Source organism: Enterobacter sp. BNK-29 (genome assembly GCF_048684785.1).
GTDB classification, from domain to species: domain Bacteria; phylum Pseudomonadota; class Gammaproteobacteria; order Enterobacterales; family Enterobacteriaceae; genus Enterobacter; species Enterobacter cloacae_M.
The window spans coordinates 3,845,834-3,872,573 of the sequence record NZ_JBLQTU010000001.1 but is presented as its reverse complement, the minus strand read 5'-3'; the positions used below and the strand labels follow the sequence as shown (position 1 = coordinate 3,872,573).

Below are 26,740 nucleotides of genomic sequence, written 5' to 3'. Positions count from 1 at the left end.
AGACCGCAGACAATAAACGGGCCGACATTATCATCGGCCCGCTTTTGTTACATTCTATAACCCAGTGAAACCGTGGTTCTGCGGTCGGTATGATCCGGCGCAGATTCTGGTGGTGAAGAGTTCCAGGTCACGTTGTAGGCGACTTTCAGGCCAAAGTGTTCGTTGATAGCCACGTTCAGCGCCGTCTCAGAGTTCAGCGTCGTGTCGTCGGCACCAAATACAGAAACACCCTGGGTAAATTTGGTGTTGTCAGTCATCTGCCAGGCATAGGTACCGGAAGCGTAACCGAGCGGTTGGGTTTTGGTATCGCCATTAGTGTACTCGTCATAACGTACACCAGGACCGAATTCAAAACGGAGGCTGTGTACCGGACCGTTCAGGAACTGGCGACCATAACCGGCGGTGAACACATCACGCTGGCGATAACCGTTGTAACGGTCAGTTAACCAGCTTGCCTGTCCAAACAGGTAGTCATAGTCGGTCATGTTGTAACGGCTACGTCCGCCTACCGCATATTTCTCGGAAGAACGTTCGTCATTAGCGGAAGTGTTGCTGGCATTACCCCACAGAGACCAGGCGGTTGTGTTGCCGTACCAGGTGAGCGTACTGTCCGCCGTCAGAGAAGAGCTTTTCGTGTTACCGGATTGTGCCAGGTACCCGGCGTTCAGGTTACCTTCAAACGGTTTTTTCGCGGTGGAAGGATCGTCCATGACAGTAAAAACGGTATCATCAGCGGTTGCGTTCATAGCCGCAAACACGCCACCCGCCAGCATCAGTGCAGCGGGCACTGTCTTTAAAAGCTTCATTTTATTAAGGAGTCCGTACAACAAAAAAAGAGACCACACGGTCCCGGAATCTTTCTTGAGGATCAATGACAAGGCGTCCAGAGAAAGGTAACAAATTATAAAAAGCCGCAAATAACATAGCAATGTTTTCTTATTTCATTTTTTGAATAAGAACGATCTCAAAAAGCGTTTTATTTTATATATCCTCCGCCTCACTTTTTGTCAGTATTCATATTTAAAATCATACTGTTATTTACATTGCCTTCCTGACAAATGGTGCCAGGCTAATAAGAACCCATGCTAAAAGGAGGTAATGATGGTTTCTATTTATACTCTGACGCTCTCCCCTTCCCTGGATTCCGCCACCCTGACGCCGCAGATTTACCCGGAAGGTAAATTGCGCTGCAGCGCCCCGGTCTTTGAGCCCGGCGGCGGCGGGATCAACGTGGCGCGCGCCATTACACATCTCGGCGGCAAAGCTACGGCAATTTTCCCCGCAGGCGGTGCTACCGGTGAACACCTGGTCTCTCTGCTGGCCGATGAACAGGTGGCCGTTGAAACCGTTGAGGCCAAAGACTGGACGCGGCAAAACCTGCACGTCCACGTGGGATCCAGCGGCGAGCAGTACCGTTTTGTCATGCCGGGCGCGAAACTCAGCGATGACGAGTTTCGTCAGCTTGAAGAGAAAGTGCTGACGATAGAAAGCGGCGCGCTGCTGGTGATAAGCGGCAGCCTGCCGCCCGGCGTAAGCACGGAAAAATTAACGGCGCTGATTCAGACCGCGCAGCAGCGCGGCATCCGCTGCATTGTCGACAGCAGCGGCGAGGCCCTGCAGGCGGCCCTGGTGCCGGGCAATCTGGAGCTGGTCAAACCCAACCAGAAAGAGTTAAGCGCGCTGGTCAACCGCGAACTGACGCAGCCTGATGATGTGCGCACCGCCGCGCAGGAGCTGGTGCGCAGCGGAAAAGCGCGGCGCGTAGTCGTCTCCCTTGGCCCTCAGGGGGCGCTGGCAGTCGATGAATCGTCGTCCGTTCAGGTTGTCCCACCGCCGATGAAGAGCCAAAGCACGGTTGGCGCGGGCGATAGTATGGTGGGTGCGATGACGCTAAAACTGGCGCAGGGTGCGTCTCTGCTCGAAATGACACGCTACGGCGTGGCGGCGGGTAGCGCCGCCACCATCAACCAGGGCACGCGTCTCTGTTCGCTTGCCGATACGCAAAAAATCGTCGATTACCTGTCCCGAAATTAACGCCTTTTCCCCTTCGTCTTTACGGAGGGGAATGTCCTCTCTGAGTCGCCAAACGCAAACTATCGACTATGCTAAGAAAACTTCCATGATAACAATGAGGTGAATTATGAGCAGTGGTGACATCACACGCTATGTCGTGACCATCAACCTTCATGAAGCATCGCTGACCGAGCTGAATGAGCTCAACAATGCTTTCACCCGGGCTAATTTTCTCCTCACCCTGACGGATGACGAGGGCAATATTCATGATTTAGGCACCCTGACATTTGGTCTGATCGGCGCCCTGAGCAAGGAAGAGGTTCATGCGCTGGCCGCCAGTCTGGTGGAGAGCGTGACCGACAAGCCTGCCGAAATTGACGTGGATACCTGGGAAGGCTGGCGGAAAAAAGAACAATAAGTGCGCTGTATGAATTTAAACCGCTCAGGTGTGCGTTAGTTCGTATTTTTTTACCGCAGTTATGCGCTAACTTTATGATCTGGCAGACAACATGGGAGAGACAACATGTGGCAGGCTATCAGTCATCTTTTACGTGAGCAGCTGGGTGAAGGTGAAATTGAACTGCGTAACGAACTGCCAGGCGGTGAGATCCACGCCGCGTGGCATTTACGCTACGCAGGGCGCGATCTTTTCGTTAAGTGCGATGAGCGAGAGCTGCTTCCAATATTTACCGCCGAAGCCGACCAGCTGGAGCTGTTGTCCCGCAGTAAAACGGTCACGGTCCCGCAGGTTCTGGCCGTGGGGAGCGACCGCGACTACAGTTTCCTGGTGATGGAATATCTCCCCGCCCGCCCGCTGGATGCCCATAATGCGTTCATCCTTGGCCAACAGCTAGCGCGCCTGCATCAATGGAGCGACCAGCCGCAGTTTGGTCTCGACTTTGACAACGACCTCTCCACCACGCCACAGCCCAATGCCTGGCAGCGTCGCTGGTCGACATTTTTTGCCGAGCAGCGCATTGGCTGGCAGCTTGAGCTTGCCGCCGAAAAAGGGCTGGAGTTTGGCAATATCGACGCCATCGTCGAGCACGTTCAACAGCGTCTGGCATCCCACCAGCCTCAGGCGTCGCTGCTTCACGGCGATTTGTGGTCCAATAACTGCGCGCTGGGTCCCAACGGCCCGTACATCTTTGACCCGGCCTGCTACTGGGGTGACAGAGAGTGCGATCTAGCCATGCTGCCGCTTCATCCTGAGCAGCCGCCGCAGATATACGACGGATACCAGTCTGTTTCCCCCCTGCCGTCCGGTTTCCTCGACCGCCAGCCGGTGTATCAGCTTTATACGCTGATGAACCGTGCCATTCTTTTTGGCGGAGAACACCTTGTTAACGCGCAGCGGGCACTCGAGCGTATGCTTGCCGCCTGAGAAGAGAAAGGGTGGCCTTGCCGCCACCCTTATCGCTTACAGAAAACCGAGCAGTGAGAAGAAGAAGTATCCCGCCACAATGATAATCACGGGAAGGATATAGAGCGGGAAAATTTGCAGGAAAATAGTGTGACGCGGCACAACGATGCGGGATTCAATCTGATCCCGACTCATTCCTTCCGGGCCTTTGGCCTGCTCCAGAATCAACTGATCCTCAACGCCTTCGCGTAAAAAGCGCGTCTGGCGACTCATTCTCGCGCCAGAGGCCTGCAGTGCCAGCGCGACAAAGATCAGGGCGTATATCACCCAAAAGCCGATGTTCAGCTGTTGATGAAAATCCGGGGTGGGTGAGTTAAACCAGAAGACATTCAAAAATGGCGTATTAAAACGCATCATCTCAATCATGACATGAGCGAAATCAAGCATTACCGCATTGATACCCGGCTGTTTTTCGCTGTGATCGTACATAAATTTGAGTACAGAAATCAGCGTAGAAATGACGGCAGGAATAAAAATCACCCAGCCAGCAATACGTTTTAAGACCGCAATGCGTCCAGCTTGTTGATACGTCATCAGTTCCTCTTCATAAAGACGCGTTATTTGTGCCTAAGTCTACCTGCTGGTCATCAATTTCGCCCGCTCTTTAAAAGCAATATGCTAAATTGCAGATTGTGCTTAGCACGTATCGTCTGTCGAACACCCTGGATAAGGAGACGTTGTGATGTCGACACCGCGCCAAATTCTTGCCGCAATTTTTGACATGGATGGATTACTGATCGATTCCGAACCGCTGTGGGATCGCGCCGAACTGGACGTTATGGCCAGCCTGGGCGTGGATATCAGCCGCCGTAATGAACTTCCCGATACGCTGGGCCTGCGCATCGATATGGTGGTTGACCTGTGGTTTGCCCAACAGCCGTGGGTAGGTCCCAATCGCGATGAGGTGACCGCACGCATTATCAGCCGCGCCATTTCTCTGGTGGAAGAGAACCGGCCGCTGCTGCCCGGCGTACGTGAGGCCGTCGCGCTGTGTAAAGCCCAGGGGCTGAAGGTTGGCCTGGCCTCGGCTTCACCGCTGCACATGCTGGAAAAAGTGCTGACGATGTTTGAACTGCGCGACAGCTTCGACGCGCTGGCGTCCGCTGAGAAATTGCCTTACAGCAAGCCGCACCCGCAGGTCTATCTGGACTGCGCCGCAAAGCTGGGCCTGGATCCCCTCAACTGCGTTGCGCTGGAAGACTCCGTTAACGGCATGGTCGCCTCTAAAGCCGCGCGGATGCGCTCCATTGTGGTGCCCGCAGAAGAAGGCCGTCACGACCCCCGGTTTGCCCTCGCCGACGTGAAGCTTAACTCACTGGCAGAACTCACGGCGCATCACCTGCAGGGCGGTTAACGCCCTTCTCTGGTTTGTGACAAACAGTTACACCGTCACCTCTTCCGCCTACTGTATAAAAACCCTATACTGTATGAATTGACAGTTTTGTGGGTTTTATCATGACGGCGGAAGGCCACCTGCTTTTTTCTATTGCGTGCGCGGTATTTGCCAAAAACGCTGAACTCACCCCCGTGCTGGCACAGGGGGACTGGTGGCATATTGTCCCTTCCGCCGTATTGACCTGCCTGCTGCCCGACATTGACCATCCCAAATCTTTTCTCGGACAACGCCTGAAGTGGGTATCGAAACCCATCGCCCGCGCGTTCGGCCACCGGGGGTTTACGCACAGCCTGCTGGCCGTCTTTGGCCTGCTGACGCTTTTCTATTTAAAAGTGCCCGAAAGCTGGATAGTCCCCGCCGATGCCATCCAGGGGATGGTGCTGGGCTATTTAAGCCATATTCTCGCCGATATGCTGACGCCTGCGGGCGTGCCGCTGCTTTGGCCCTGCCGCTGGCGTTTCCGTTTTCCCATCCTCGCACCGCAGAAAGGCAACCAGCTAGAGCGGGTGTTGTGCATGGCGCTGTTTGCCTACGCCGTCTGGATGCCGCAAACCTTGCCCGAAAACAGTGCAGTTCGCTGGTCATCCCAGATGATTAATTCGCTGCAATTTCAGTTCAATCGCTTTATTCATCACCAGATTGAACAGTAAACCGACAAAATTATCCCATTTGTCATAAACCATTCCATTTGGATATAAGCGCTACATCACACTTCTGCTAACCTTCCGCCAACAGGATCGGTAAAAACCGACCCAATAATAAATCAGGAGAACGGGGATGAATTTTCCACTCATCGCGAACGTCGTTGTGTTCGCTGTATTGCTATTGCTTCTCGCGCAGGCGCGCCACAAACAGTGGAGCCTGGCGAAAAAAGTGCTGGTTGGTCTGGCCATGGGTGTCGTATTTGGTCTGGCATTACAGGCAATTTATGGCTCCGATAATCCAGTTCTGAAAGATTCTATTCAGTGGTTCAACATCGTCGGTAACGGCTATGTCCAGCTACTGCAGATGATCGTTATGCCGCTGGTGTTCGCCTCTATTCTGAGCGCCGTGGCCCGCCTGCATAACGCCACGCAGCTGGGAAAAATCAGCTTCCTGACCATTGGTACGCTGCTGTTCACCACGCTGATTGCCGCGCTGGTGGGTGTGCTGGTCACCAACCTGTTTGGCCTGACCGCAGAAGGTCTGGTTCAGGGTACCGCTGAAACGGCGCGTCTTACCGCGATTCAAACCAACTACGTTGGAAAAGTGGCTGACCTGACCGTGCCGCAGATGGTGCTCTCCTTCATTCCGAAGAACCCGTTTGCTGACCTGACCGGTGCGAGCCCAACCTCGATCATCAGCGTGGTTATTTTCGCCGCGTTCCTGGGCGTAGCGGCGCTGAAGCTGCTGAAAGACGACGCGCCTAAAGGCGAACGCGTGCTGACCGCGATTGACACCCTGCAAAGCTGGGTGATGAAGCTGGTGCGTCTGGTTATGCAGCTGACGCCTTACGGCGTGCTGGCGCTGATGACCAAAGTGGTTGCCGGCTCTAACCTGCAGGACATCATCAAGCTGGGCAGCTTCGTTGTCGCCTCTTATCTGGGCCTGGGCATTATGTTCGTGGTGCACGGCATCCTGCTGGGCGTAAACGGCGTCAGCCCGCTGAAATACTTCCGTAAAGTCTGGCCGGTACTGACCTTTGCCTTCACCAGCCGTTCCAGCGCCGCGTCTATTCCGCTGAACGTTGAAGCGCAAACCCGCCGTCTGGGCGTGCCTGAATCCATCGCCAGCTTCTCTGCCTCCTTTGGTGCCACCATTGGTCAGAACGGCTGTGCGGGTCTGTATCCGGCGATGCTGGCGGTGATGGTCGCCCCTACCGTTGGGATTAACCCGCTGGATCCGGTCTGGATCGCCACGCTGGTCGGGATTGTTACCGTAAGCTCCGCAGGCGTTGCGGGCGTTGGCGGTGGCGCAACCTTCGCCGCGCTGATTGTGCTGCCCGCGCTGGGCCTGCCCGTGACGCTGGTCGCGCTGCTGATCTCCGTTGAGCCGCTGATCGACATGGGCCGTACCGCGCTGAACGTAAGCGGCTCCATGACCGCCGGTACGCTGACCAGCCAGTGGCTGAAGCAGACCGACAAAGCGATTCTGGAAAGTGAAGACGACGCCGAGCTGGCGCACCGTTAAACTCGGTAGAAATAAAAAAACCGCCTGATGGCGGTTTTTTTATGGCTGTTATTCTTCGACCTCTTCATCCTGGCGGATCTGCATCGCCCACCGCTGCGCTGACTCCGGCACCGTAAACGTGGGCGAGCGGCGGAAATGTTCGCCGATCAGCACGAAGGCCACGTATTTCCCCCGAAGCTGCCAGACATCGCGAAAACCCTCCACTTTCAGGGCATGGTCAGGCGGCGCGGGCTCAACGCGGGGCACATAGCTAATAACCTGGCGGTTTTGTTGACGAAGAGGTTTCATAAGCGACTGGTTCACTAAAGCAAATTCTTGAAGCAGGAAAATTCTATGATAGCCGATCCTGCTGCCTTCCGTCGCGCTCCGAGTGGGTGGGATGGCTCCTTTCGTTAATGACGGCATGTGAAAACTCTTAGTTCGCGAGCCATCTCGCGACATTGTTCTATCCTTAATAGGGGTTTTTAGCAATGGATAAAGGAGAAGCGTGCAATGTCGAACAAAGATAAAACTCATCAATCACCGATTCATGGCACTGAGGAATCTCAACCGGGTATGGACTCTCTCGCCCCTGCTGACGGCTCTCACCGCCCCTCCCCTGGCCCTTCCGCACAGGGCGAACAGCCTACCGCACCGGGAAGCATGAAGTCGCCGGACGCGGGAAACGAGAAGCTGAAATCGCTTGAGCCGCACCGCAAAGGCGGCGAAGGTTTTGCGCTCACCACCAATCAGGGCGTGCGCATTGCTGACGATCAGAACTCCCTTCGCGCAGGCGCGCGCGGGCCAACCCTGCTGGAAGACTTTATTCTGCGGGAAAAAATCACCCATTTCGACCATGAGCGAATTCCGGAACGCATCGTCCACGCGCGAGGTTCCGCTGCGCACGGCTACTTCCAGCCATACAAGAGCCTGAAAGCGATTACCAAAGCGGACTTCCTCTCTGACCCGGATAAAATTACCCCGGTGTTTGTGCGCTTCTCCACCGTGCAGGGCGGCGCCGGTTCGGCAGATACGGTTCGGGATATCCGCGGCTTTGCCACCAAGTTTTATACCGAAGAGGGTATTTTTGATCTGGTGGGCAATAACACCCCGGTGTTCTTCATTCAGGATGCGCATAAATTTCCTGACTTTGTCCATGCGGTAAAACCGGAGCCCCACTGGGCCATACCGCAGGGACAAAGTGCGCACGACACCTTCTGGGACTACGTCTCCCTGCAGCCTGAAACCTTGCACAACGTGATGTGGGCGATGTCAGACCGCGGCATTCCGCGCAGCTATCGCACCATGGAGGGGTTTGGCATCCACACCTTCCGTCTGATCAACGCCGAGGGTAAAGCCACGTTCGTCCGTTTCCACTGGAAGCCGGTGGCGGGTAAAGCCTCGCTGGTATGGGACGAGGCGCAGAAGCTGACCGGACGCGATCCGGACTTCCATCGCCGCGAGCTGTGGGAGTCCATTGAAGCGGGTGACTTCCCGGAGTACGAGCTGGGCCTGCAGCTCATACCGGAAGAGGACGAATTTAAGTTCGATTTCGACCTGCTTGACCCGACGAAGCTGATTCCGGAAGAGCTGGTGCCGGTACAGCTGGTGGGTAAAATGGTGCTAAACCGCAACCCGGATAACTTCTTCGCCGAAAACGAACAGGCCGCATTCCACCCGGGGCATATCGTGCCGGGGCTGGACTTCACCAACGATCCGCTCCTGCAGGGTCGCTTGTTCTCGTACACCGATACGCAGATCAGCCGTCTTGGCGGGCCGAACTTCCACGAAATCCCGATTAACCGCCCAACCTGCCCGTACCATAATTTCCAGCGCGACGGGATGCATCGTCAGGATATTGATACCAATCCGGCTAACTATGAGCCGAACTCGATCAACGATAACTGGCCGCGCGAAACGCCGCCGGCGCCGAAACGCGGTGGATTCGAATCGTACCAGGAGCGTATCGACGGCAATAAAATTCGCGAGCGCAGCCCGTCGTTCGGCGAGTATTACGCCCACCCCCGCCTGTTCTGGAACAGCCAGACGCCGATTGAGCAGCAGCACATTATCGGCGGCTTCAGCTTTGAGCTAAGCAAAGTGGTTCGTACCTATATCCGCGAGCGTGTGGTCGATCAGCTGGCGCGCATTGATATTCAGCTCGCCCAGAGCGTTGCGGATAACCTGGGCATCACGCTGACCGATGAGCAGCGCAACCTTGCCCCGCCGAAAGAGGTTAACGGCGTGAAGAAAGATCCGTCGCTGAGCCTGTATGCCGTGCCGGGTGGCTCGATTAAAGGCCGCGTGGTCGCCATCCTGCTGAACGACAAAACCCGCGCCAGCGACGTGCTGGGGATCATGCAGGCGCTGAAAACCCAGGGCGTGCATGCGAAACTGCTTTATTCCCGCATGGGGGAAGTGACCGCCGATGACGGCTCCGTGCTGCCGGTGGCGGCAACCTTTGCCGGGGCGCCATCGCTGACCGTTGATGCGGTGATTGTGCCGTGCGGGGATATTGACAGCCTGCTGAACAACGGTGACGCGGTGTATTATCTGCTGGAAGCCTACAAGCACCTGAAACCGATCGCGCTGTCCGGCGACGCGCGACGGTTTAAGGCGCAGCTGAAGGTGGCCGATCAGGGTGAGGACGGTATTGTCGAGGGCGACAACGTTGACGATGCGTTCATGACGAAGCTGTTTGATTTGCTCGCGGCGCACCGCGTCTGGTCACGCAGCAGTAAGGTTGACCAGATACCGGCGTAAAAAAAAGCCCGGTGGCGGCTTCGCCTTACCGGGCCTACAAGAGTTAGCAGGTCGTTCGTAGGCCGGGTAAGGCGAAGCCGCCACCCGGCAACTCTTACAGCTCCCTGAACGTCCCCAACCGATACCCACGCTCGGCAATCGCGTACTTCAGCGACGCCGACGTCAGCACGTCCAGCTCCGCCAGTCGCGGCCAGCAGTAGGCGCTCTTACGTACGGTGTTATCGACAAAAGCAGGATGCGCCATGACCTCCAGCGACCGTTCCCCCCGCGCGGCGGAATCATCCAGCACCTTCAGGAACAGCGCTTCGTCGATCTCGTCGCCGTAAAATGCGCTGCTGAACCCCTCAGTGGTGGTCACGGCGCAGTTGGGCACGCCGTGCGCCTCCCTGTCCACGCGCATCGCCACGCCTTTGCGCTGCGCAAACTCAGCGACAATCGGGAAAATCGCCGGGATCATATGCACGTGGTGATGGCTGTCGATGTGCGTCGGCGCCTTACCAAACGCGTCAACAAAGCGGTTGAACTGACGCTCCAGCTCGCCGGCAATCTCTTCGAGCGGCAGAGCGCCCTGCTCCGCCTGTTCCCAAATCCATTTGCCCAGCTGGCCGTCGCGCGTCAGGCCCGGCATTGGCGAAAGCGGCATCCCGAGCGTCAGCACAAAATGCATGCCGACGCCCAGCTCCGGCACCTCGCGGCTCAGCTGCGCCGCGTGTTCAACCGCCTCACCATTCACCAGTGCCGTGGTAGAGGTCACAACACCCCGGCGACAGGCTTCAATAATGCCGTAGTTCTGGCCTTTCGAGAGGCCAAAATCATCAGCATTAACGATCAGCAGGTTTTCCATTGTGCGTCCTCTCAGTGGTGTTTGAACTTCAGCTTCTCGATCGTGGCGGCAAAGTTCGGCAACCATTTTTCATGCGCCAGGATCATCTCGCCGGCCAGCTGCTCCGCATCGCGGTCGGAATGTACCAGCGGGCTGAGGTTCAGCGCCAGCAGCACGTCATTGAGCTCGCCGCTCAGCGCCGCGTTGCTTGCCGCCACTTCAAAGCCTTTGATGGTGTGGATCAGGCCCATGACCTTATCATCGAAGTGGGTGATGCGTGGATGCGGTTTAGCGCCATCGCGTCCCAGGATGCAGGTCATCTCGACCGCCCAGTCCGCCGGGATATTGTCGATATGGCCGTGGTGCGGCACGTTAACATAGTGCTCCGCCTGCTTGTCGTTGTAGATGGCATTAATCACCTCGCACGCCGCATCGGAGTAGTAGGCCCCGCCGCGCTGCTCCAGCTCTTTCGGTTTGACGTTCAGGTTCGGATCTTTATACAAATCGAACAGCTGCTTCTCGACTTTCTGAACGATCTGCGCGCGCGCGCCGCCCTTATAGTACTCGCCCATTTCGATGGCCAGCATCTCTTTCTGCTTGAAGTAGTAAAGCAGGTACGAGCACGGAAGCAGGTTCAGCGAGCGGATCAGCCCTTCGCTGAACGGCAGGTCAAAGATGTTTTTCACCGATGCCGCCGTCAGTCGACCGGAAGCCACGCCGTCGAGCAGTTCGGCAAAGCGCGACTTACCGTTCACGATCACGTCTTTAATGAACACCATGTGGTTCAGGCCGAACAGGTCGATGGAGAGATCGTCGCTGTCTTTCAGCGCCAGCACGTCGCGGATAAACATCTTCATACCAATCGGAATATTACAGACGCCGATAAAGCGTTTGAAACCGGTATGACGATAGACCGCCTCGGTCACCATCCCGGCCGGGTTGGTGAAGTTAATCACCCACGCGTTCGGGCAGATCTCCTGTACGTCTTTGACGATGTCGAAAATCACCGGGATGGTACGCAGGCCTTTGAACAGACCGCCCGCGCCGTTGGTCTCCTGCCCGAGATAGCCGTGGCTCAGCGGGATACGTTCGTCCAGCTCGCGCGCCTTCAGCTGGCCGACGCGCAGCTGGGTGGTGACGAAATCCGCATCTTTCAGCGCCAGACGACGGTCCAGAGTTTTATGCACGGTCAGAGGCACGCCCGCTTTCTCCACCATGCGCTGGCACAGGTCGAAAATAATATTCAGCTTTTCCTGACCTTCCTCAACGTCAACCAGCCATAATTCGCTGACCGGTAATTCATGATAACGTTTCAGAAAACCTTCAAGTAATTCCGGGGTATAGCTGCTGCCGCCACCAATGGTTACGACTTTTAATTTCTTCTGCATAATATCTCCCTTAGCGTATCAGGTTAATCGCCTGCAAGGTATAGCGTACTCTTCCCGCTATTTGGGCAAGCCATTAAAGCAATATTTGTGGCGGGTAATCCGCCGAAAGTTAATTAATTACCGTTAAATTCTTCCGGTAACTGTTCGGTGTAAATGAAGTCAATTTCTTAAAGGTCTTAATAAACAGACTGGGACTGCTGTATCCTGACTCGTACGCAATATCGGTGACAGAGTAGTTGGTAATTTCCAGCTGTTTCTTCGCAAAATTAATGCGGATTTCATTAATAATTTGCACGGGCGTTTTACGATAATAGCGCTGCGTCGCGCGGGTCAGATATTCCTGGGATTTCCCCGACAGTGACACCATATTTTCCAGCGCATTTTCGCTGAACTGGCCTTTATCGTGCATCAGCTCAACGGTGCTGCGCAGCCACTGTGGAATATCATCCGTCACCTGCTGCTCCTCACGATGATGGCGCAGTCTGTTCATCACGTAGAAGGTTACCGTTTCAATAAACTCATCAAATTCATTGTCGCGGAAGTTAAGCGAGGCGATAACCGTTTCAATCCAGGTCATGAACTCGTTTTTGACCCGATAGACCTGGGAGGCCACAAAGCAGAACGGCACCAGCGGCAGATAGTGCTTCTCAAAGAAACGTCTGCTGACGCCCACATTCAGAATACGGGTGGCACCAAATTCGTAAAAGCTCTGGTGATAAGACCCCATCGGCAGGAAGACAAAATCCCCTCGCTCAAGCAGAACGCGCTTACCGTTGATCTCCTGGTAATAGCGCCCGGTCAGAACAATCGTGAACTCGTAGTAGTCATGCTGGTGCAGACCGCTGGCGCTCTCCGTCTTGTTGTAGATAACCACGTGAAAATTTTTGCCATTAAACAGCTGCTGTTCAAGTGCGGTTTTAATTTCCATCGTGCTGACCTCCTGCTGCGAAATCCGACTCAGTGCATTTTCTCGTGAAGCTCGATGAGCTCTGCCACCAGCTCACGCGCCAGCATCGAGGTCATCAGGTGATCCTGCGCGTGGACCAGCACCAGGCTGACCTTCATCTTCCCTTCGCCCTGATCGCCTTCAATCAGCTTTGTCTGCACCAGGTGCGCTTCGTTCAGCGCCGTGCGGGACTGGTCCATCATGGTTTTCGCCGCGGCGAAATCCCCCTGCTTGGCCTGCTTCAGTGCGGCATAGGCCAGGCTGCGGGCCTGTCCGGAGTTGATGATAAGCCCCATCACCACTTCTTCGAGATCGTTCTCGACGGCTTCGTCTGCGACAATACTATCCAAATCTAACATGTTTAAGCTCCTTGTGGCTGGCGCAGGCTTCCCCGCGCCGGTCAATCTTAGAATTTCAGTGAGAGGGCAATATCCTCTTCGCTCTCTTCTTCATCAATAATGGTGGCGGCTTTGTTGGCAATCGCCACGAACGGCATGTACAGCAGGGTGGCAATCCCGAGGTTGAATATCGCCAGCAGGAAGGCCGCGACGCTACCGTTGGTGTTGAAGAAGGCGCCCAGGCCCGCCGGCATGGTCCACGGCGCAATGTTGGTGACCGGTGGAATGATGCCCATGTAATACGCCGTCAGGGTAATGGCGGCCAGCAGCGGCTGAATCAGGATGAACGGAATGAACATTACCGGGTTCATGATGATTGGCAGACCGAACAGAATCGGTTCGTTAATCTGGAAGATGCCTGATGGCAGCGCCAGCTTCGCGACCTGACGGTAGTCAGCACGACGAGAGACAATAAAGACCGCGATGATCAGACCCAAGGTCGCCCCGGTACCGCCCAGGAAGATATAGGAGTCAAGCATCGGCTTCGCCCACACATGGAAGGTTTTACCCGCTGCCAGCGCCGCGTCAACGGAGCCGTACTGCTGGTAAAGCGCAACGTTTTCCAGTGCCCAGGGGGTCATAATCCCGCTGTCCAGCGCGGCCAGTGCCAGTGAACCATGCACGCCAAAGAACCACAGCAGAGAAGTGAAAATCACATACGCCCAACCGACCACGCCACCCATCGACGCCAGCGGCGTAGAGATAGAGTCCATGATGATCTGGTGGAAGTTAGTGCCCCAGTGGGAGAGCGCCCAGGCGATAATCCCCATGATGGAGAGAATAATGAAGCCTGGAATCAACGCGGAAAATGAACGAGAAACGGAAGCCGGTACGCTATCCGGCAGGCGGATAACCCAGTTGCGGCGGATAATAAAGGTGAACATTTCTGCCACCACCAGGCCGATAACAATACCGGAGATGATGTTGGCCCCGCCCAGCCAGTTGGCGCCAACGGCATAGGCTTCACCCACGCTGTAAGGCGTTACGGTCATAAAAGCGGCAACCGATAATAACCCGGCAGCCAGCGGATCCACTTTACGCTCTTCTGCCAGTGCCATCCCAATAAAGAAAGGCGCCATCAGCGACATAATCCCTAACGTACCGTTATAGACGTTGCCGCCAATGGCTTTAAAACCATTAAGGGTTTCAATAGTGGAAGCGTCTAACCTAATTCCTAATGAATAAAAGAAGGAACCTTCACCAAAGCTCAGAAAAACGTTGTTAATTAAAACGAACATGGCCCCGGCCAGCGTCAACGGCATTAATTTAATAAAGCCGTTTTTGATGGCGTTAACGTGAGGCTGCTTTCCTATTTTAACAGCAAAAGGAAGGAGTACCTTTTCAAGTGAAGCGATGACTTTACTCATAGGAAAATACCCTTAAATGCCGTAACGCATGTTACGGCGTATTGTGTGTGAAATAACTCTTTGACGGGAAAAATAAAAATTAATTAGCAGCTTTTTTAATGGCTGCCACAGCAGCTTTAAGAACACCTAAACCATCAATTTTGCCGTACAGCCCCGAGTCGATCACTTCGACCGGTTTATTGGGTAACAGTCGTTGAATTTCGGGCAACATATAGGCAATTTGCGGCCCCAGTAAAACAACATCGGCTGTCTGGCCTTTTTCGCCCGCCAGCGTCTCTGGAAACGCTTCAATCACCACAGGTACTTCATACTTTTCAGCCTGCGCACGCATCTTTGACACCAGAAGCGACGTTGACATGCCCGCTGAGCAGAACAGGTAGATATGTTTCTTTTCCATCGTGATTTCCCTCTTATATAACTACCTGCCATCGCGCTATCACTCGACTCGCTGTCCCGGCAGACAGGTAGCTTGCGTACTGTTGTTTATCGTTGGAGTGAGTATACGCAATGGTACAGACAGGGGATAATTCTGGATAGGCTCAAATTGTCTCTCATTGACCTGGCTTGTTGACTCCCTTCACATTTCGGGCAAATAATTCGCGCAAAGAAATAAGATTTTCTGATGCATAAAAAAACCGGCCCATGGGCCGGTTTGTTAACATCCTCAGGGAAGCAGGGTTACTGCGCCTTAGGTGCCTGCGGATCGGTGTCGTATTCAGCACAGGTCTGATAGCCGGAGTTGATCACATGACCGGTATCATCCAGGGCGACGAAGTAGGTTTCTGCCTTACCATCACGTTGACCCAGGATATAGGTCTGGCAGGTCCCCTTCGCATGAATCATGGTCACTTCAGAAGAAGGTTTACCGGCAATCGCAGCCACCTGCGAACGGGTCATGCCTTTTTTAACGTCTTTTACTACGGGCTGCGTAAACTGATCCTTGGTGCGATCGTAAGCCGTACACCCTGCCAGCATAGTCAGTACCGCCGCTGCGCTAAGAATTCCTGCTACGTTCTTGTTCATATTCCGTCCTCTTGTTTATCAGCGTGTTATCTAAGCATGGGATAAAAAATACTATTGTTCAACTTTGTGGATTACGCCAGACGAATTTCGGAAAATTCTAATAAAACAACGATAACCTGCTAAATCGGCGCAAATTAGCGCACTCGAAACTGTGATCCTTGTCGTTTCTCGCCCAAAGGGTTAGTTTTAACAGCTAACACATTCTGTTTATGTACTGCATATGGAGGGCGTGATGGCTCTGCAACAAGAGATTATTCAGGCACTGGGCGCGAAGCCTACGGTAGATGCACATGAAGAGATCCGCCGCAGCGTGGATTTTTTAAAATCGTACTTAAAAAAGAACGCGTTCCTGAAATCCCTGGTGCTGGGCATCAGCGGCGGCCAGGACTCTACCCTGACCGGTAAACTCTGCCAGATGGCGATTTCAGAGCTTCGCGAAGAGACGGGCGATGAGAAACTGCAGTTTATCGCGGTGCGTCTTCCTTATGGCGTACAGGCGGACGAGCAGGATTGCCAGGATGCCATTGCCTTCATTCAGCCTGACCGCGTGCTGACCGTGAATATTAAAGGCTCGGTGCTGGCAAGCGAGCAGGCGCTTCGCGAAGCGGGCATTGAGCTGAGCGATTTTGTTCGCGGCAACGAGAAAGCCCGCGAGCGCATGAAAGCGCAGTACAGCATCGCCGGGATGACCAAAGGCGTTGTCGTCGGCACCGACCATGCGGCAGAAGCGATCACCGGTTTCTTCACCAAATATGGCGACGGCGGCACCGACATTAACCCTATCTTCCGTCTCAACAAGCGTCAGGGTAAGCAGCTGCTGGCCGCGCTGGGCTGTCCTGAGCATCTGTATAAGAAAGCGCCGACAGCGGACCTTGAAGACGATCGCCCTTCCCTGCCGGATGAAGCGGCCCTTGGCGTCACCTATGACAACATTGATGATTATCTGGAAGGCAAAAAGCTGGATGAAGGTACCGCGAAAATCATCGAAGGCTGGTATCTGAAAACCGAGCACAAGCGCCATACGCCAATTACGGTGTTTGACGACTTCTGGAAAAAATAAAGCAAAGCGGTAACCAGGTTACCGCTTTTAATGTTTGCGCCCTCTCCCGTGGGAGAGGGTTGGGGTGAGGGCATCAGGCCGCACGTCCTGGCCGGGTAAGGCGTAACCGCCTCCCGGCTCTTTTTTAACCACCACACTCCTGCTACACTGTATGTCTGAACAGTATATGGAGCAGTATGTGAGCAGGCGTCAATCCGCCCCGCGTCTTGAGTTTGAAGCGGCGGCTATCTACGAATATCCCGAACACCTTCGCCCCTGGCTTGAGGCGCTGCCTAAACAGCCGGGCGTGTACATCTTTCACGGTGAAAGCGACACCCTGCCGCTCTATATCGGCAAGAGCGTTAACATTCGCAGCCGGGTGTTATCCCATCTGCGTACGCCGGACGAGGCCGCCATGCTGCGCCAGTCGCGACGCATTACCTGGTTCCAGACGGCGGGAGAAATGGGCGCGCTGCTGCTGGAGGCGCGGTTGATCAAAGAACAACAGCCGTTGTTCAATAAGCGCCTGCGCCGCAACCGTCAGCTCTGCTCCCTGCAGATAAACGATGGCAAGCCGCAGGTCGTCTACGCGCGCGACGTCGATTTTTCTCATGCCCCGAATCTCTATGGGCTGTTTGCCAATAAACGCGCCGCGCTCCAGGCGCTGCAGACGCTGGCGGACGATTTACAGCTTTGCTACAGCCTTTTAGGTCTGGAGGCAACTACCCGCGGACGCGCCTGTTTTCGATCCGCGCTGAAGCGCTGCGCCGGTGCCTGCTGCGGGAAAGAGAGCGTTGAGGCGCATCACGCCCGGCTCCTCACCGGTCTGGCGGCCATCAGCGTAAACTGCTGGCCCTGGGAAAGCGCCGTTGCGCTAAAAGAAGTGGGCGAGGCAATGACCCAGTATCACATCGTCAACAACTGGCTCTGGCTGGGCGCTGTCGACGACCTCAACGACGCGGCAACCCTGCTGCGCACGCCCGCCGGATTTGACCACGATGGCTATAAAATTCTCTGTAAACCGGTCCTGGCAGGAAAGTTTGAGATCATTGTACTCAATGACCCGGCAGCCACGTGATTTCGCTGAACAATAAGGTGCCCTGAGCCTCCAGCAGACGCAGCGTATGGGTACCCTCCTCCCAGCTGGCACCCTGATCGGCCGTCAGCAATTTATCGCCCAGCTGCCACGCCCCGCTTAGCACGAACACCACGCCCCCGCGTGAGCCAAAGGTGGTAAAGGTTCGGTCAGCAACGCGCACCTTCGCCCGGCAGCAGTCGCGCCGGGTCATGATGTTAAAGTCCATCGCCATCCGCCCATCTGAAAGCAGCGCTTTCACCGGCAAATCGCCGGCAAAACTGTAGGGCTGATGATGCTTGAGTGTATGGGAGAACGCCTGACCCGCGTCCAGCGTCACCTCTCCCCCTTCCAGCAAGGTAATCACCCGGTCAACACCGGGAAACGAGGAGAATTCGCCGTTGCTGGCAATCGTCGCGATACTGGCACGCCAGTGGAAATCGCGCGTCGCGGGAGGGAAGCAGCAAATCTCACGCGTTTCGCCAGCACCATTGCGCCAGAGGCTGACCGGCATCTTACGGATATCAAAGAACTCCATCACCACTCCTGAATGGCACAACCCGTGCCAGGGCAAGGATATCGCTATCGTTGCTGTCTTGTTTGTTATCGTTGGGTATTCACAGAAACAGTATCGGCAGCAGAGCGGGCAGGCCTTAGCGGAACGTTAATAAATATTCTAACGCCATGACTCTGCAAACATTCTCTGAAGCGACTACAGGAGGATACCGCGCTGGCGGCGGCAGGCAAGAGGGCAGGAAAGAAAAACCGCCGGTCCTGTCCACAGCGGTTGCGCTTTTGTGGACAGGATCCCGGCGGTCTTAAGAGTGTGAACCGATTATTCGGTTGGTGCTGGCATTTTACCTTCCATCGCCGGACGTTCTGTCAGACGCTTCTCAAAATTCGCATTAAATTGTTTTTTCTGTTCCGGGGTCAGAATGTTGTAGATCTTGTTCTGGGTTTCCATGTGAGCCAGCATGCGGGCTTTGTGCTGCTCGGCCATTTTGTCGATCTGCGCTTCGGCTTTCGCCTTATCGAAGCTGTCGCTGGCGATGATGTCATGCATCGCACGGCGCTCTTCAAGCGGAGGACGTTTCATCTGGTCGCGTTCACCTTTTCTGATGTCGCGGATCTGCTGCTTCTGCGCATCCGTCAGGTTGAGATCCTTAAACATCATCATCTCATTGTGCATACCCGGACCTTTATGATGCATCATCATTTTGCCTTCAGCAGGCGCGGCAGTCGTAGTGGTCGCAGTATCTGCGGCGAACGCCATGCTGGTAGCGCCCAGAGCCAGGGTAGAAGCAACAAACAGTGCAGTAAACTTACGCATAATTTATTTCCTTTCTTTCAGTTATTCTTCGGCGCTATGCCGTGTTGACGAGATTAACTTTACGGGGTTTATCGTCAATTAGTCAGAGCAACGGTAAAACAATGAAAGTGTAAAAAACAAATTTTCGCCAAATGTGGAGGAAATAAGGATAAAGCGTGGAGAGTTGAAACAAAAAATATTCAATTGGATGATTTTAAAGAGATTTATCAGAAGTATAGCGAATTGCAGATCAATAATAAAGCAATTCACCAGGAATATTCTGCAAAATAATCGCAAGCGCTTTAATCGTTAAGAAAAGTTTTTTACCTCCCCCTCCCGGATGATGAGAGGGGAAAGGTTCAGGATATTTTTTCCAGCATCAGCCCGGCCCGCAGGCCAAACGCGACGGTGGGGTTAGGGAATAAGACATACTCGGTGGTGTTCTGCACCTCGTAACGTTCCTCGCCATCCTCAGCCAGCAGCGCCCCTTTGCGGAACGGGGTGAAGTTCAGGGTGTGCGCGGCCATGTGGAGCTGAAAAGCATCGCTGCGGCGCGTGATCTGCTGCACGACCCGATACCGCTCAACGGGCTGATGCGCATGCTCGGGAGCCGTTCCTCCCAGCAGCGCCCGAAGGGCGAGATGCGTAGGCGCAAAGCGGGTCAGATCGTTCTGGCCGAACGGCAGCGCTTTTCCCAGCTCCAGCGTGCAGGCCAGCGCAGCGAAACGTTCACAGGTGAAATGGGTAAAGGTTCCGCCCGGCGACTGATGAAATACCAGCGCCTCCAGCCCGGCGTCACCCAGCCAGCTCAGGAACGCTTCATCCCACGGCTGATTGCGCTGCGGCAGAACGCCGAAGCGTACGTGGTAAGACGCGCGGATTGCCGTGTGCAGATCCAGATGCCAGCGCGCCGGCCCCGCGGCGGCAAAAAACGCGGTCACGACGTTCTCCAGCCACTCGGCCCGCGCCGTTTCATCGCTCTGGGGAAACTGCGACCAGCGGCCGCCGAACATGCGGTTAATGTCGCTCACCAGATAGCGTTTGTTTTGCGCCAGCGCAGGGGGATTGCCGAGCACCACCAGCACGCGGCACTTTAGTTCGATCTCATTGCGATACAGCGCACGCAGCAGCAGATCAACAATCTCAACGGGCGCGGTTTCATTCCCGTGGATACCCGTTGAAAGCAGCAGCGAGAGATCGCTTTTTACGAACGGCGTCAGCTCAAGCACCCCGCGCCCCAGCCACCGCCAGCGAAATGAGGGGCCGTCCCCCTCTTTCTGTTCCGGCGTCTCATCGGCCAGGGTCAGCGCCAGTAAATTTTCCATATCCACTCCTTTAGCGCTGGAACGGGTAAACCGATCCCAGCTGCAGGATTGTCGATAACGCGTCCAGCGCCTCGCGCCCTTCACGCAGAAGCTGCGGGTCAACCAGATCCGCCTGCGTCAGACGATCGCGATAGTAGCGATCGACCCAGTCATTCAGCCGCGTAAAGAGCGTATCGTTCATCATGACCGCGGGGTTCACCGCCTGCATTTCGTCCTGAGTCAAGACCACGCGCAGACGTAAACAGGCTGGACCGCCGCCGTTGGCCATGCTTTCGCGCAGATCAAACACGCGCAGTTCGTCAATCGGGTTATCGGCCTTCACCAGCTCCGTCAGGTAGCGCCACACGCCTTTATGATCCCGGGACTCCTGCGGCAGGACCAGCATCATGCTGCCATCGTCACGGCTCAGCAGCTGGCTGTTGAACAGATAGGTTTCTACCGCGTCCTGCACGCTCACCGCCTCCGTTGGCACCTGGACTGGCGTGAAGCCGCGCACGCGCTCATGCAGCGTGGCGAGCAGCTTCTCCTGATGGGCAAACGCCTGCTCGTGGCAGAACAGCACCTGGCGGTTAGAAACGGCAATCACGTCGTTATGGAACACGCCCTGGTCAATCACATGCGGGTTTTGCTGGGCAAAAACCACCTGGGAAGGATTGACCTGGTTCAGGCGAGCAACCGCCTGGCTGGCCGCCAGCGTCTGACGAGCAGGATAACGGGTTGGCGCAGCGTGGCCCCCCTCTTCTCGCCCGTAGATAAACAGCTGCAGGCCCGGGTCGCCATAGTCGCCTCCCAGGCGGTTATGGTTGGCCGCGCCTTCGTCGCCAAACATCGCCACCTGCGGCAGAGCCTGATGCACCTCAAAATGGGCGTCATGGTTGAAAATGGCGCGCAGCACGCGCTCGGTGGTTTCCGCTTCTGTGGCGCGGTGGAATTTATTGTTCAGGTTCGCCACCGTCAGATGAACTTTGCCATCCAGCGTGTCGGCTGACGGCGCGACGGTCGCGGCGTTTGCTACCCACATCGAGGAGGCGGAGCTTGCCGCGGAGAGCAGGTGCGGCGTCTGCGTACCCGCTTTTTCGACGACCTGCTCATCGGTACCGCTAAAGCCGAGCTGACGAAGGACTGCCACGTTCGGGCGTTCCTGCGGCGGGATCACCGCCTGCGGGAAACCGGCATCCGCCAGCGCTTTCATCTTCAGCAGCCCCTGCTTCGCCGCCAGCTTCGGGTTCGAGACCTGAAAACGGTGCTTCGTCGAGGCTTCATTACCAAAAGAGAGACCGGCATAGTGGTGCGTCAGCCCCACCAGCCCGTCAAAGTTAACCTCACGCGCTTTCATGACGATCCCCTCCGGTAAAATCCAGCCCCGGATTAAGCGTCTCCGGCAGCGTCAGCGCCGGGGTTTCCAGGCTCGCCATCGGCCACGCGCAGTAATCGGCGGCATACCACGCGCTGGCGCGATGGTTGCCCGACGCGCCTACGCCACCGAACGGCGCGGTGCTCGCGGCCCCGGTCAGCGGTTTATTCCAGTTCACAATCCCGGCGCGCGCTTCCAGCAGCAGTTGTTCAAACTTCTCGCGATGCGGTGAAATCAGACCGCTCGACAGGCCGTAGCGGGTGTTGTTCGCCATCGCAATGGCCGCATCGAAATCGTCGTAACGCCAGACGCACAGCAGCGGGCCAAAGACCTCTTCATCCGGCACGCTGCTTGCGCCGCTCATCTCTACAATGCCCGGCGTCAGCAGCGAAGCACCCGGCTGAACCTGCTTCGGCTCCAGCAGGGTTTTCGCGCCGCGCGTGACGTGGTCCTGCCAGGCCTTCAGCACGTTCAGCGCGGCCTGTTCGGAAATCAGCCCGCCGATAAACGGCTGCGGGTCGGCATCCCACGCGGCAGGCACCAGACGCGCGCTCACTTCAACCAGACGCTTCAGGAAGGCATCCCCCTGTGCGCCCCGTTTCACCAGCAGGCGGCGGGCACAGGTGCAGCGCTGTCCGGCGGTAATAAAGGCGGACTGAATCGTCAGGTGCACCGCGGCGTCGATATCATCAGGGTCTTCCACAATCAGCGGGTTGTTGCCGCCCATCTCCAGCGCCAGGATTTTCTCCGGCTGCCCTGCCAGCTGGCGGTGCAGCTGATAGCCCGTACCGGCGCTGCCGGTAAACAGCAGACCGTCGATATCGCTCAGCGCGCTCAGCGCCTGACCGGTTTCCCGCCCGCCCTGAACCAGGTTCAGCACGCCCGGCGGCAGGCCGGCCTGTTCCCATAGCTTAACCACCGCCTCGCCGGTGAATGGCGTGAGCTCGCTCGGTTTGAAGATGACGGTATTGCCCGCCAGCAGCGCAGGCACAATATGGCCATTCGGCAGGTGTCCCGGGAAGTTATACGGGCCAAATACCGCCAGCACGCCGTGCGGACGGTGGCGCAGCGTGGCCGCGCCGTCCGGCATGTCGGTGTGCTGTTCGCCGGTGCGGGTGTGGTACGCCTTAACCGAAATGGCGATTTTGTTGATCATCGCCGTCACTTCGGTTGTCGCTTCCCAGCGCGGTTTACTGGTTTCAGACGCGATGATGCGCGTCAGTTCGGCCTTGTTTGCCTCCAGCAGGCCGGCGAACTTTTCAACAATTTCCTGGCGCACGGCGAAAGGCTGTTTTGCCCACGCCGGAAACGCGCGGCGCGCGGCACGGCAGGCCTGTTCTACCTGCCCGGCGCTGGCGTCATGCCCCTTCCAGAGCACCTCTTTTCCAACCGGATTGGTCTTTACGCGCTCTTCGCCTTCGCCCGTGACCCAGTCACCGTTAATCCATAATGTCATGCTGTTTTCTCCTCAGGGCAGAGACGCACCAGGCGAACCGTATCGCCGGCGTTACATTTCAGGGCATCCAGTTCTGCAGCCGTCAGCACCAGACGTTCACATTTCGGGTTGGTACGCACCAGCATGGCGCGGAAGTTGGCGTAATTTTCGTTCGACACCAGACAGGCGGGCCAGTCACCCGGCGCGGGCTGACCTTCAGAGACCTCAACCAGACGGCTTTTACGGATCGCGCGCACGCGGTCGATATCGCACTCAAGCGTTGGGCCGCCGTCAAAGATGTCGACATAGTTCCGGTAGCGGAACCCCTCTTTCTCCAGCACCGCGCGGGCAGGCGCGGTCTGCGGATGGACTTCGCCAATCACCGCCTGCGCTTCCGGGCTGAGGAAATGGGTATAGATAGGATGCTTCGGCATCAGTTCGGCGATAAAGGCTTTCTGGCCGGTGCCGCAGAGATAGTCCGCCCGGCTGAACTCCATCGAGAAAAAGCGCTCGCCCAGGCTCTCCCAGAACGGCGAGTAGCCGGTGTCGTCGATCACGCCGCGCATCTCCGCGACCACTTTTTCGTTAAAGCGATCGCGGAAGGCGGCCATAAACATAAAGCGCGATTTGGAGAGCAGATAGCCGTTGCCCTCTTTGCGCCACGCCGGGTCGAGGAACAGCGTGCATAGCTCGCTGGCGCCCGTGTGGTCATTGCAGAGAAACAGCGTGGGCAGCGCGTTATAAACGTTCAGCTCTTTCGAGGCATGAACCATGGTGCCGACGCGGTAGTTGTACCACGGGTCGTTAAGCCCGACGGCCACTTCAATGGCGCAGATCCCGGCCACGGTCCCCGTGTCGGTGTCTTCCAGCACGAACACATACCCTTGTTCGCTTTTTGGCAACGTCCCCTGCCAGGTTTGCAGGGCGCGCTCAATGCGCGCCGACAGCGTTTTTTCATCAGCAGGAAGCGAGGTCAGCCCGCCTCCCGTCTTACCGGCAAGCTGCATGAGCCCGGCGAGATCGCCGCGCTCAACGGGACGGATGACCATCATGATGACACCCCGGATTTCACTTTTTCACACGCCAGCGCAAAACGGTCCAGACCGGTTTGCACCTCTTCCTCGCTGACGATCAGCGCGGGCGCAAAACGCACCACGTTGGCACCGGCAATCAGCACCATCACGCCCACTTTTGCCGCTTCCTGTGAAATAAGTTTAGCTTTCCCGGCAAACTCAGCGGTGAGCTCGCAGCCGATTAACAGCCCCAGACCGCGAATTTCTTTAAACAGCCCCGTTTTGCCGTTGATGGCATTCAGGCGCTCGACAAACCAGTCGTGACGCTGCTTAACGCCTTTCAGCACCTCAGGCGTGTTAATGATGTCGAGAACCTGCCCGGCAACGGCGGTGGCCAGCGGGTTGCCGCCGTAGGTGGTGCCATGGGTGCCCACGGTCATCACGCTGGCGAATTTATCGGTGGTCAGCGTCGCGCCAATCGGGAAGCCGCCGCCGAGCGCTTTGGCGGTCGAAAGCACGTCCGGCGTCACGCCGTAGTGCATATAGGCATACAGCTCGCCGGTGCGGCCCACGCCGGTCTGGACTTCGTCGAAAATCAGGACCGCGTTGTGGCGATCGCACAGCTCGCGCAGCCCCTGCAGGAAGGCTTTTTGCGCCGGAAGCACGCCGCCCTCGCCCTGCATCGGCTCGACGATCACCGCGCAGGTGGTGTCGTTAATCAGCTCGCTGGCGGACTGCAGATCGTTATAGACACCGTGGCGAATATCCGGCGGCAGCGGGGCGAAATCCTGCGAGTAGGAAGGCTGGCCGCCCGCGCTGACGGTAAAGAGCGTGCGCCCGTGGAAGGCGTTTTTAAACGCCACGATGCCGCTCTTGTGGGTACCAAATTTATCGTGCGCATATTTGCGCGCCAGCTTCAGCGCCGCTTCGTTGGCTTCCGCCCCCGAGTTACAGAAAAAGACCTTTTCGGCAAACGTCGCGTCGATCAGTTTTTTGGCCAGACGCAGCGCGGGCTCGTTGGTAAAGCCGTTGCCGGTATGCCAGAACTTCGCCGCCTGGTCATTCAGCGCCTGACGCAGCGCAGGGTGCGCATGCCCCAGCGCGTTGACCGCAATCCCACCTGCAAAGTCGATATACTCTTTGCCCTGCTGATCCCACAGGCGCGAGCCTTCCCCACGAACCGGAATAAAAGCCGCCGGAGCGTAAACCGGCATCATCCATTCATCGAAATTTTCACGCGTAATTGACAGAGACATAGCGACCTCATCCGGTAAATAAAAAGTTATTTGAATGTTAAATAATTGAGTGTTTGCACTGTGAATGTAGATTGCAGCCTTCGTGCCAGCCAGCGATAAAATTGCATAAACGGGTTGAGGTAACACAATATCAATAAGTTACAATATGGAGTTATTCACTGTTAGTGCATAAAAAGTGAATATTTTTACGACAAGCGGCGCTTTGCCGCATGAAAATCAGAAAGAGTATGCACAGGCCAAATATAATTCTGGAATTGTGATCGCTCGCGAAATTTATCGGTCATTTACGCCCTGTTTGAGGGCGATGCGCGTCAGAATGGTGCAAATATTGCACCACCGGCATTATCTGTCGCAGTTATTGGCCGAACCCGGTAACAGTTGACGCAAATTCTGCTACCATCCATGCACTATTCACCTTGCACTGGCAGCGACTATGAAATTTGTCTCTTTTAATATCAACGGCCTGCGCGCCCGCCCTCATCAGCTTGAAGCTATCGTTGAACAACATCAGCCAGATGTGATCGGTCTGCAGGAGACCAAGGTTCACGACGACATGTTCCCCCTCGAAGAGGTGGCTAAGCTCGGCTACAACGTCTTCTATCATGGGCAGAAAGGCCATTACGGCGTTGCGCTGTTGACCAAAGAGACGCCAGTTTCAGTCCGCCGTGGGTTTCCCGGCGATGACGAAGAAGCACAGCGCCGCATCATTATGGCGGAACTGCCTTCCCCGCTGGGTAACATCACAGTGATTAATGGTTACTTTCCCCAGGGCGAGAGCCGCGACCATCCGACCAAATTCCCGGCCAAAGCCAAGTTTTATCAGGATCTGCAGGACTATCTGACCACCGAACTGAACAAAGATAATCCGGTGCTGATCATGGGTGATGTGAATATCAGCCCGACCGATCTGGATATTGGCATCGGTGAAGACAGCCGCAAACGCTGGCTGCGTACCGGCAAATGCTCCTTCCTGCCGGAAGAGCGCGAGTGGATGCAGCGCCTGCTGGACTGGGGGCTGGTGGATACCTTCCGTACCGCCAACCCGGACACGCAGGATCGCTTCTCGTGGTTTGACTACCGCTCAAAAGGCTTTGACGACAACCGCGGCCTGCGTATCGACCTGCTGCTCGCCAGTTCGCCGCTGGCAGAGCGCTGCATCGAAACCGGGATCGACTACGAGATCCGCAGCATGGAAAAACCGTCTGACCACGCGCCGGTGTGGGCTAAATTCAAGCTGTAATGACGC

At 56.1% G+C, this 26,740-nt stretch carries 27 protein-coding genes; 10 read left to right on the top strand and 17 right to left on the bottom strand.

The window, feature by feature from the left end:
* Positions 1-47: 47 nt before the first annotated feature.
* Positions 48-806, bottom strand: a complete 759-nt coding sequence (locus ACMGGX_RS18515) for a DUF481 domain-containing protein (protein ID WP_029740435.1) — start codon at positions 804-806, stop codon at positions 48-50.
* Positions 807-1,101: 295 nt separating this feature from the next.
* On the opposite strand from ACMGGX_RS18515, the gene pfkB reads away from it, so the two are divergent.
* The 3 genes from pfkB (at position 1,102) to ACMGGX_RS18500 (ending at position 3,397) form a co-directional block, all read left to right on the top strand.
* A complete protein-coding gene (gene pfkB / locus ACMGGX_RS18510) occupies positions 1,102-2,034 on the top strand; it encodes a 6-phosphofructokinase II (RefSeq protein WP_348561654.1) in 933 nt (310 codons plus the stop codon).
* Between the two features lie 106 nt (positions 2,035-2,140).
* Complete coding sequence (gene ghoS / locus ACMGGX_RS18505; protein WP_420298703.1) at positions 2,141-2,431, top strand: type V toxin-antitoxin system endoribonuclease antitoxin GhoS; 291 nt, start codon at positions 2,141-2,143, stop codon at positions 2,429-2,431.
* Positions 2,432-2,536: 105 nt separating this feature from the next.
* Positions 2,537-3,397, top strand: coding sequence for a fructosamine kinase family protein (locus ACMGGX_RS18500; protein WP_420298702.1), 861 nt, complete (start codon positions 2,537-2,539; stop codon positions 3,395-3,397).
* 36 nt (positions 3,398-3,433) lie between these two features.
* Here ACMGGX_RS18500 and ACMGGX_RS18495 read toward each other — a convergent pair whose 3' ends face one another.
* Positions 3,434-3,970, bottom strand: coding sequence for a YniB family protein (locus ACMGGX_RS18495; protein ID WP_047648045.1), 537 nt, complete (start codon positions 3,968-3,970; stop codon positions 3,434-3,436).
* A gap of 148 nt (positions 3,971-4,118) precedes the next feature.
* Between ACMGGX_RS18495 and hxpB the strand changes: the two genes are divergently transcribed.
* From hxpB to ACMGGX_RS18480, 3 genes are all read left to right on the top strand, one after another.
* A complete protein-coding gene (gene hxpB / locus ACMGGX_RS18490) occupies positions 4,119-4,790 on the top strand; it encodes a hexitol phosphatase HxpB (protein ID WP_033145270.1) in 672 nt (223 codons plus the stop codon).
* A gap of 101 nt (positions 4,791-4,891) precedes the next feature.
* Positions 4,892-5,482: a metal-dependent hydrolase gene (locus tag ACMGGX_RS18485; RefSeq protein ID WP_014883483.1), complete on the top strand. Its 591-nt coding sequence runs from the start codon at positions 4,892-4,894 to the stop codon at positions 5,480-5,482.
* Positions 5,483-5,609: 127 nt separating this feature from the next.
* Positions 5,610-7,001, top strand: a complete 1,392-nt coding sequence (locus ACMGGX_RS18480) for an L-cystine transporter (RefSeq protein WP_045336125.1) — start codon at positions 5,610-5,612, stop codon at positions 6,999-7,001.
* A 48-nt stretch (positions 7,002-7,049) separates the two neighbouring features.
* Here the strand turns inward: ACMGGX_RS18480 and cedA are convergent, their stop codons facing one another.
* On the bottom strand, positions 7,050-7,406 hold the full coding sequence (cedA, locus tag ACMGGX_RS18475) for a cell division activator CedA (RefSeq protein WP_074166726.1): 357 nt from the start codon (positions 7,404-7,406) through the stop codon (positions 7,050-7,052).
* A gap of 87 nt (positions 7,407-7,493) precedes the next feature.
* Here cedA and katE point away from each other — a divergent pair, with 87 nt between their 5' ends.
* Complete coding sequence (gene katE, locus ACMGGX_RS18470) at positions 7,494-9,743, top strand: catalase HPII (RefSeq protein ID WP_420298701.1); 2,250 nt, start codon at positions 7,494-7,496, stop codon at positions 9,741-9,743.
* Between the two features lie 94 nt (positions 9,744-9,837).
* Here katE and chbG read toward each other — a convergent pair whose 3' ends face one another.
* The 7 genes from chbG to osmE all read right to left on the bottom strand — a co-directional run bounded on the left by chbG (position 9,838) and on the right by osmE (position 15,688).
* Positions 9,838-10,587, bottom strand: coding sequence for a chitin disaccharide deacetylase (chbG, locus tag ACMGGX_RS18465; protein WP_420298700.1), 750 nt, complete (start codon positions 10,585-10,587; stop codon positions 9,838-9,840).
* An 11-nt stretch (positions 10,588-10,598) separates the two neighbouring features.
* Positions 10,599-11,954 (bottom strand): 6-phospho-beta-glucosidase, encoded by a 1,356-nt coding sequence (locus tag ACMGGX_RS18460; RefSeq protein ID WP_420298699.1) that lies wholly within the window; start codon positions 11,952-11,954, stop codon positions 10,599-10,601.
* A gap of 109 nt (positions 11,955-12,063) precedes the next feature.
* Positions 12,064-12,906 (bottom strand): transcriptional regulator ChbR, encoded by an 843-nt coding sequence (chbR, locus tag ACMGGX_RS18455; protein WP_071789366.1) that lies wholly within the window; start codon positions 12,904-12,906, stop codon positions 12,064-12,066.
* 5 nt (positions 12,907-12,911) lie between these two features.
* Positions 12,912-13,259: a PTS N,N'-diacetylchitobiose transporter subunit IIA gene (gene chbA / locus ACMGGX_RS18450; protein WP_023311284.1), complete on the bottom strand. Its 348-nt coding sequence runs from the start codon at positions 13,257-13,259 to the stop codon at positions 12,912-12,914.
* Positions 13,260-13,306: 47 nt separating this feature from the next.
* On the bottom strand, positions 13,307-14,665 hold the full coding sequence (gene chbC / locus ACMGGX_RS18445; RefSeq protein ID WP_023311283.1) for a PTS N,N'-diacetylchitobiose transporter subunit IIC: 1,359 nt from the start codon (positions 14,663-14,665) through the stop codon (positions 13,307-13,309).
* A 79-nt stretch (positions 14,666-14,744) separates the two neighbouring features.
* The gene (gene chbB / locus ACMGGX_RS18440; protein WP_008500676.1) at positions 14,745-15,062 is read right to left on the bottom strand and encodes a PTS N,N'-diacetylchitobiose transporter subunit IIB; all 318 of its coding nucleotides are present in this window, start codon (positions 15,060-15,062) and stop codon (positions 14,745-14,747) included.
* A gap of 281 nt (positions 15,063-15,343) precedes the next feature.
* The gene (osmE, locus tag ACMGGX_RS18435; RefSeq protein ID WP_010430142.1) at positions 15,344-15,688 is read right to left on the bottom strand and encodes an osmotically-inducible lipoprotein OsmE; all 345 of its coding nucleotides are present in this window, start codon (positions 15,686-15,688) and stop codon (positions 15,344-15,346) included.
* A gap of 232 nt (positions 15,689-15,920) precedes the next feature.
* Between osmE and nadE the strand changes: the two genes are divergently transcribed.
* Together nadE and cho are read left to right on the top strand one after the other, a co-directional pair.
* Complete coding sequence (gene nadE / locus ACMGGX_RS18430) at positions 15,921-16,748, top strand: ammonia-dependent NAD(+) synthetase (protein WP_023311282.1); 828 nt, start codon at positions 15,921-15,923, stop codon at positions 16,746-16,748.
* Between the two features lie 178 nt (positions 16,749-16,926).
* Positions 16,927-17,805, top strand: a complete 879-nt coding sequence (gene cho, locus ACMGGX_RS18425; protein WP_023311281.1) for an excinuclease Cho — start codon at positions 16,927-16,929, stop codon at positions 17,803-17,805.
* Here cho and ves read toward each other — a convergent pair.
* From ves to astC, 7 genes are all read right to left on the bottom strand, one after another.
* Positions 17,783-18,340, bottom strand: coding sequence for an environmental stress-induced protein Ves (gene ves, locus ACMGGX_RS18420; RefSeq protein WP_023311280.1), 558 nt, complete (start codon positions 18,338-18,340; stop codon positions 17,783-17,785). The genes cho and ves overlap by 23 nt on opposite strands.
* Positions 18,341-18,637: 297 nt before the next feature.
* Positions 18,638-19,132 (bottom strand): ATP-independent periplasmic protein-refolding chaperone Spy, encoded by a 495-nt coding sequence (gene spy, locus ACMGGX_RS18415; protein ID WP_023311279.1) that lies wholly within the window; start codon positions 19,130-19,132, stop codon positions 18,638-18,640.
* Between the two features lie 338 nt (positions 19,133-19,470).
* The gene (gene astE, locus ACMGGX_RS18410) at positions 19,471-20,436 is read right to left on the bottom strand and encodes a succinylglutamate desuccinylase (protein WP_181594911.1); all 966 of its coding nucleotides are present in this window, start codon (positions 20,434-20,436) and stop codon (positions 19,471-19,473) included.
* 10 nt (positions 20,437-20,446) lie between these two features.
* Entirely contained in the window at positions 20,447-21,772 is a 1,326-nt protein-coding gene (gene astB / locus ACMGGX_RS18405; protein WP_094935579.1) for an N-succinylarginine dihydrolase, read from the bottom strand.
* The gene (astD, locus tag ACMGGX_RS18400; protein WP_420298698.1) at positions 21,759-23,246 is read right to left on the bottom strand and encodes a succinylglutamate-semialdehyde dehydrogenase; all 1,488 of its coding nucleotides are present in this window, start codon (positions 23,244-23,246) and stop codon (positions 21,759-21,761) included. The genes astB and astD overlap by 14 nt, the downstream gene beginning before the upstream one ends.
* Positions 23,243-24,277 (bottom strand): arginine N-succinyltransferase, encoded by a 1,035-nt coding sequence (gene astA, locus ACMGGX_RS18395; RefSeq protein ID WP_023311275.1) that lies wholly within the window; start codon positions 24,275-24,277, stop codon positions 23,243-23,245. Before astA ends, astD begins: the two co-directional genes overlap by 4 nt.
* Positions 24,274-25,494, bottom strand: coding sequence for an aspartate aminotransferase family protein (gene astC, locus ACMGGX_RS18390; RefSeq protein WP_039262052.1), 1,221 nt, complete (start codon positions 25,492-25,494; stop codon positions 24,274-24,276). The genes astA and astC overlap by 4 nt, the downstream gene beginning before the upstream one ends.
* Positions 25,495-25,927: 433 nt before the next feature.
* On the opposite strand from astC, the gene xthA reads away from it, so the two are divergent.
* Positions 25,928-26,734, top strand: coding sequence for an exodeoxyribonuclease III (gene xthA / locus ACMGGX_RS18385; RefSeq protein ID WP_045401521.1), 807 nt, complete (start codon positions 25,928-25,930; stop codon positions 26,732-26,734).
* The last annotated feature ends 6 nt before the right edge of the window (positions 26,735-26,740 follow it).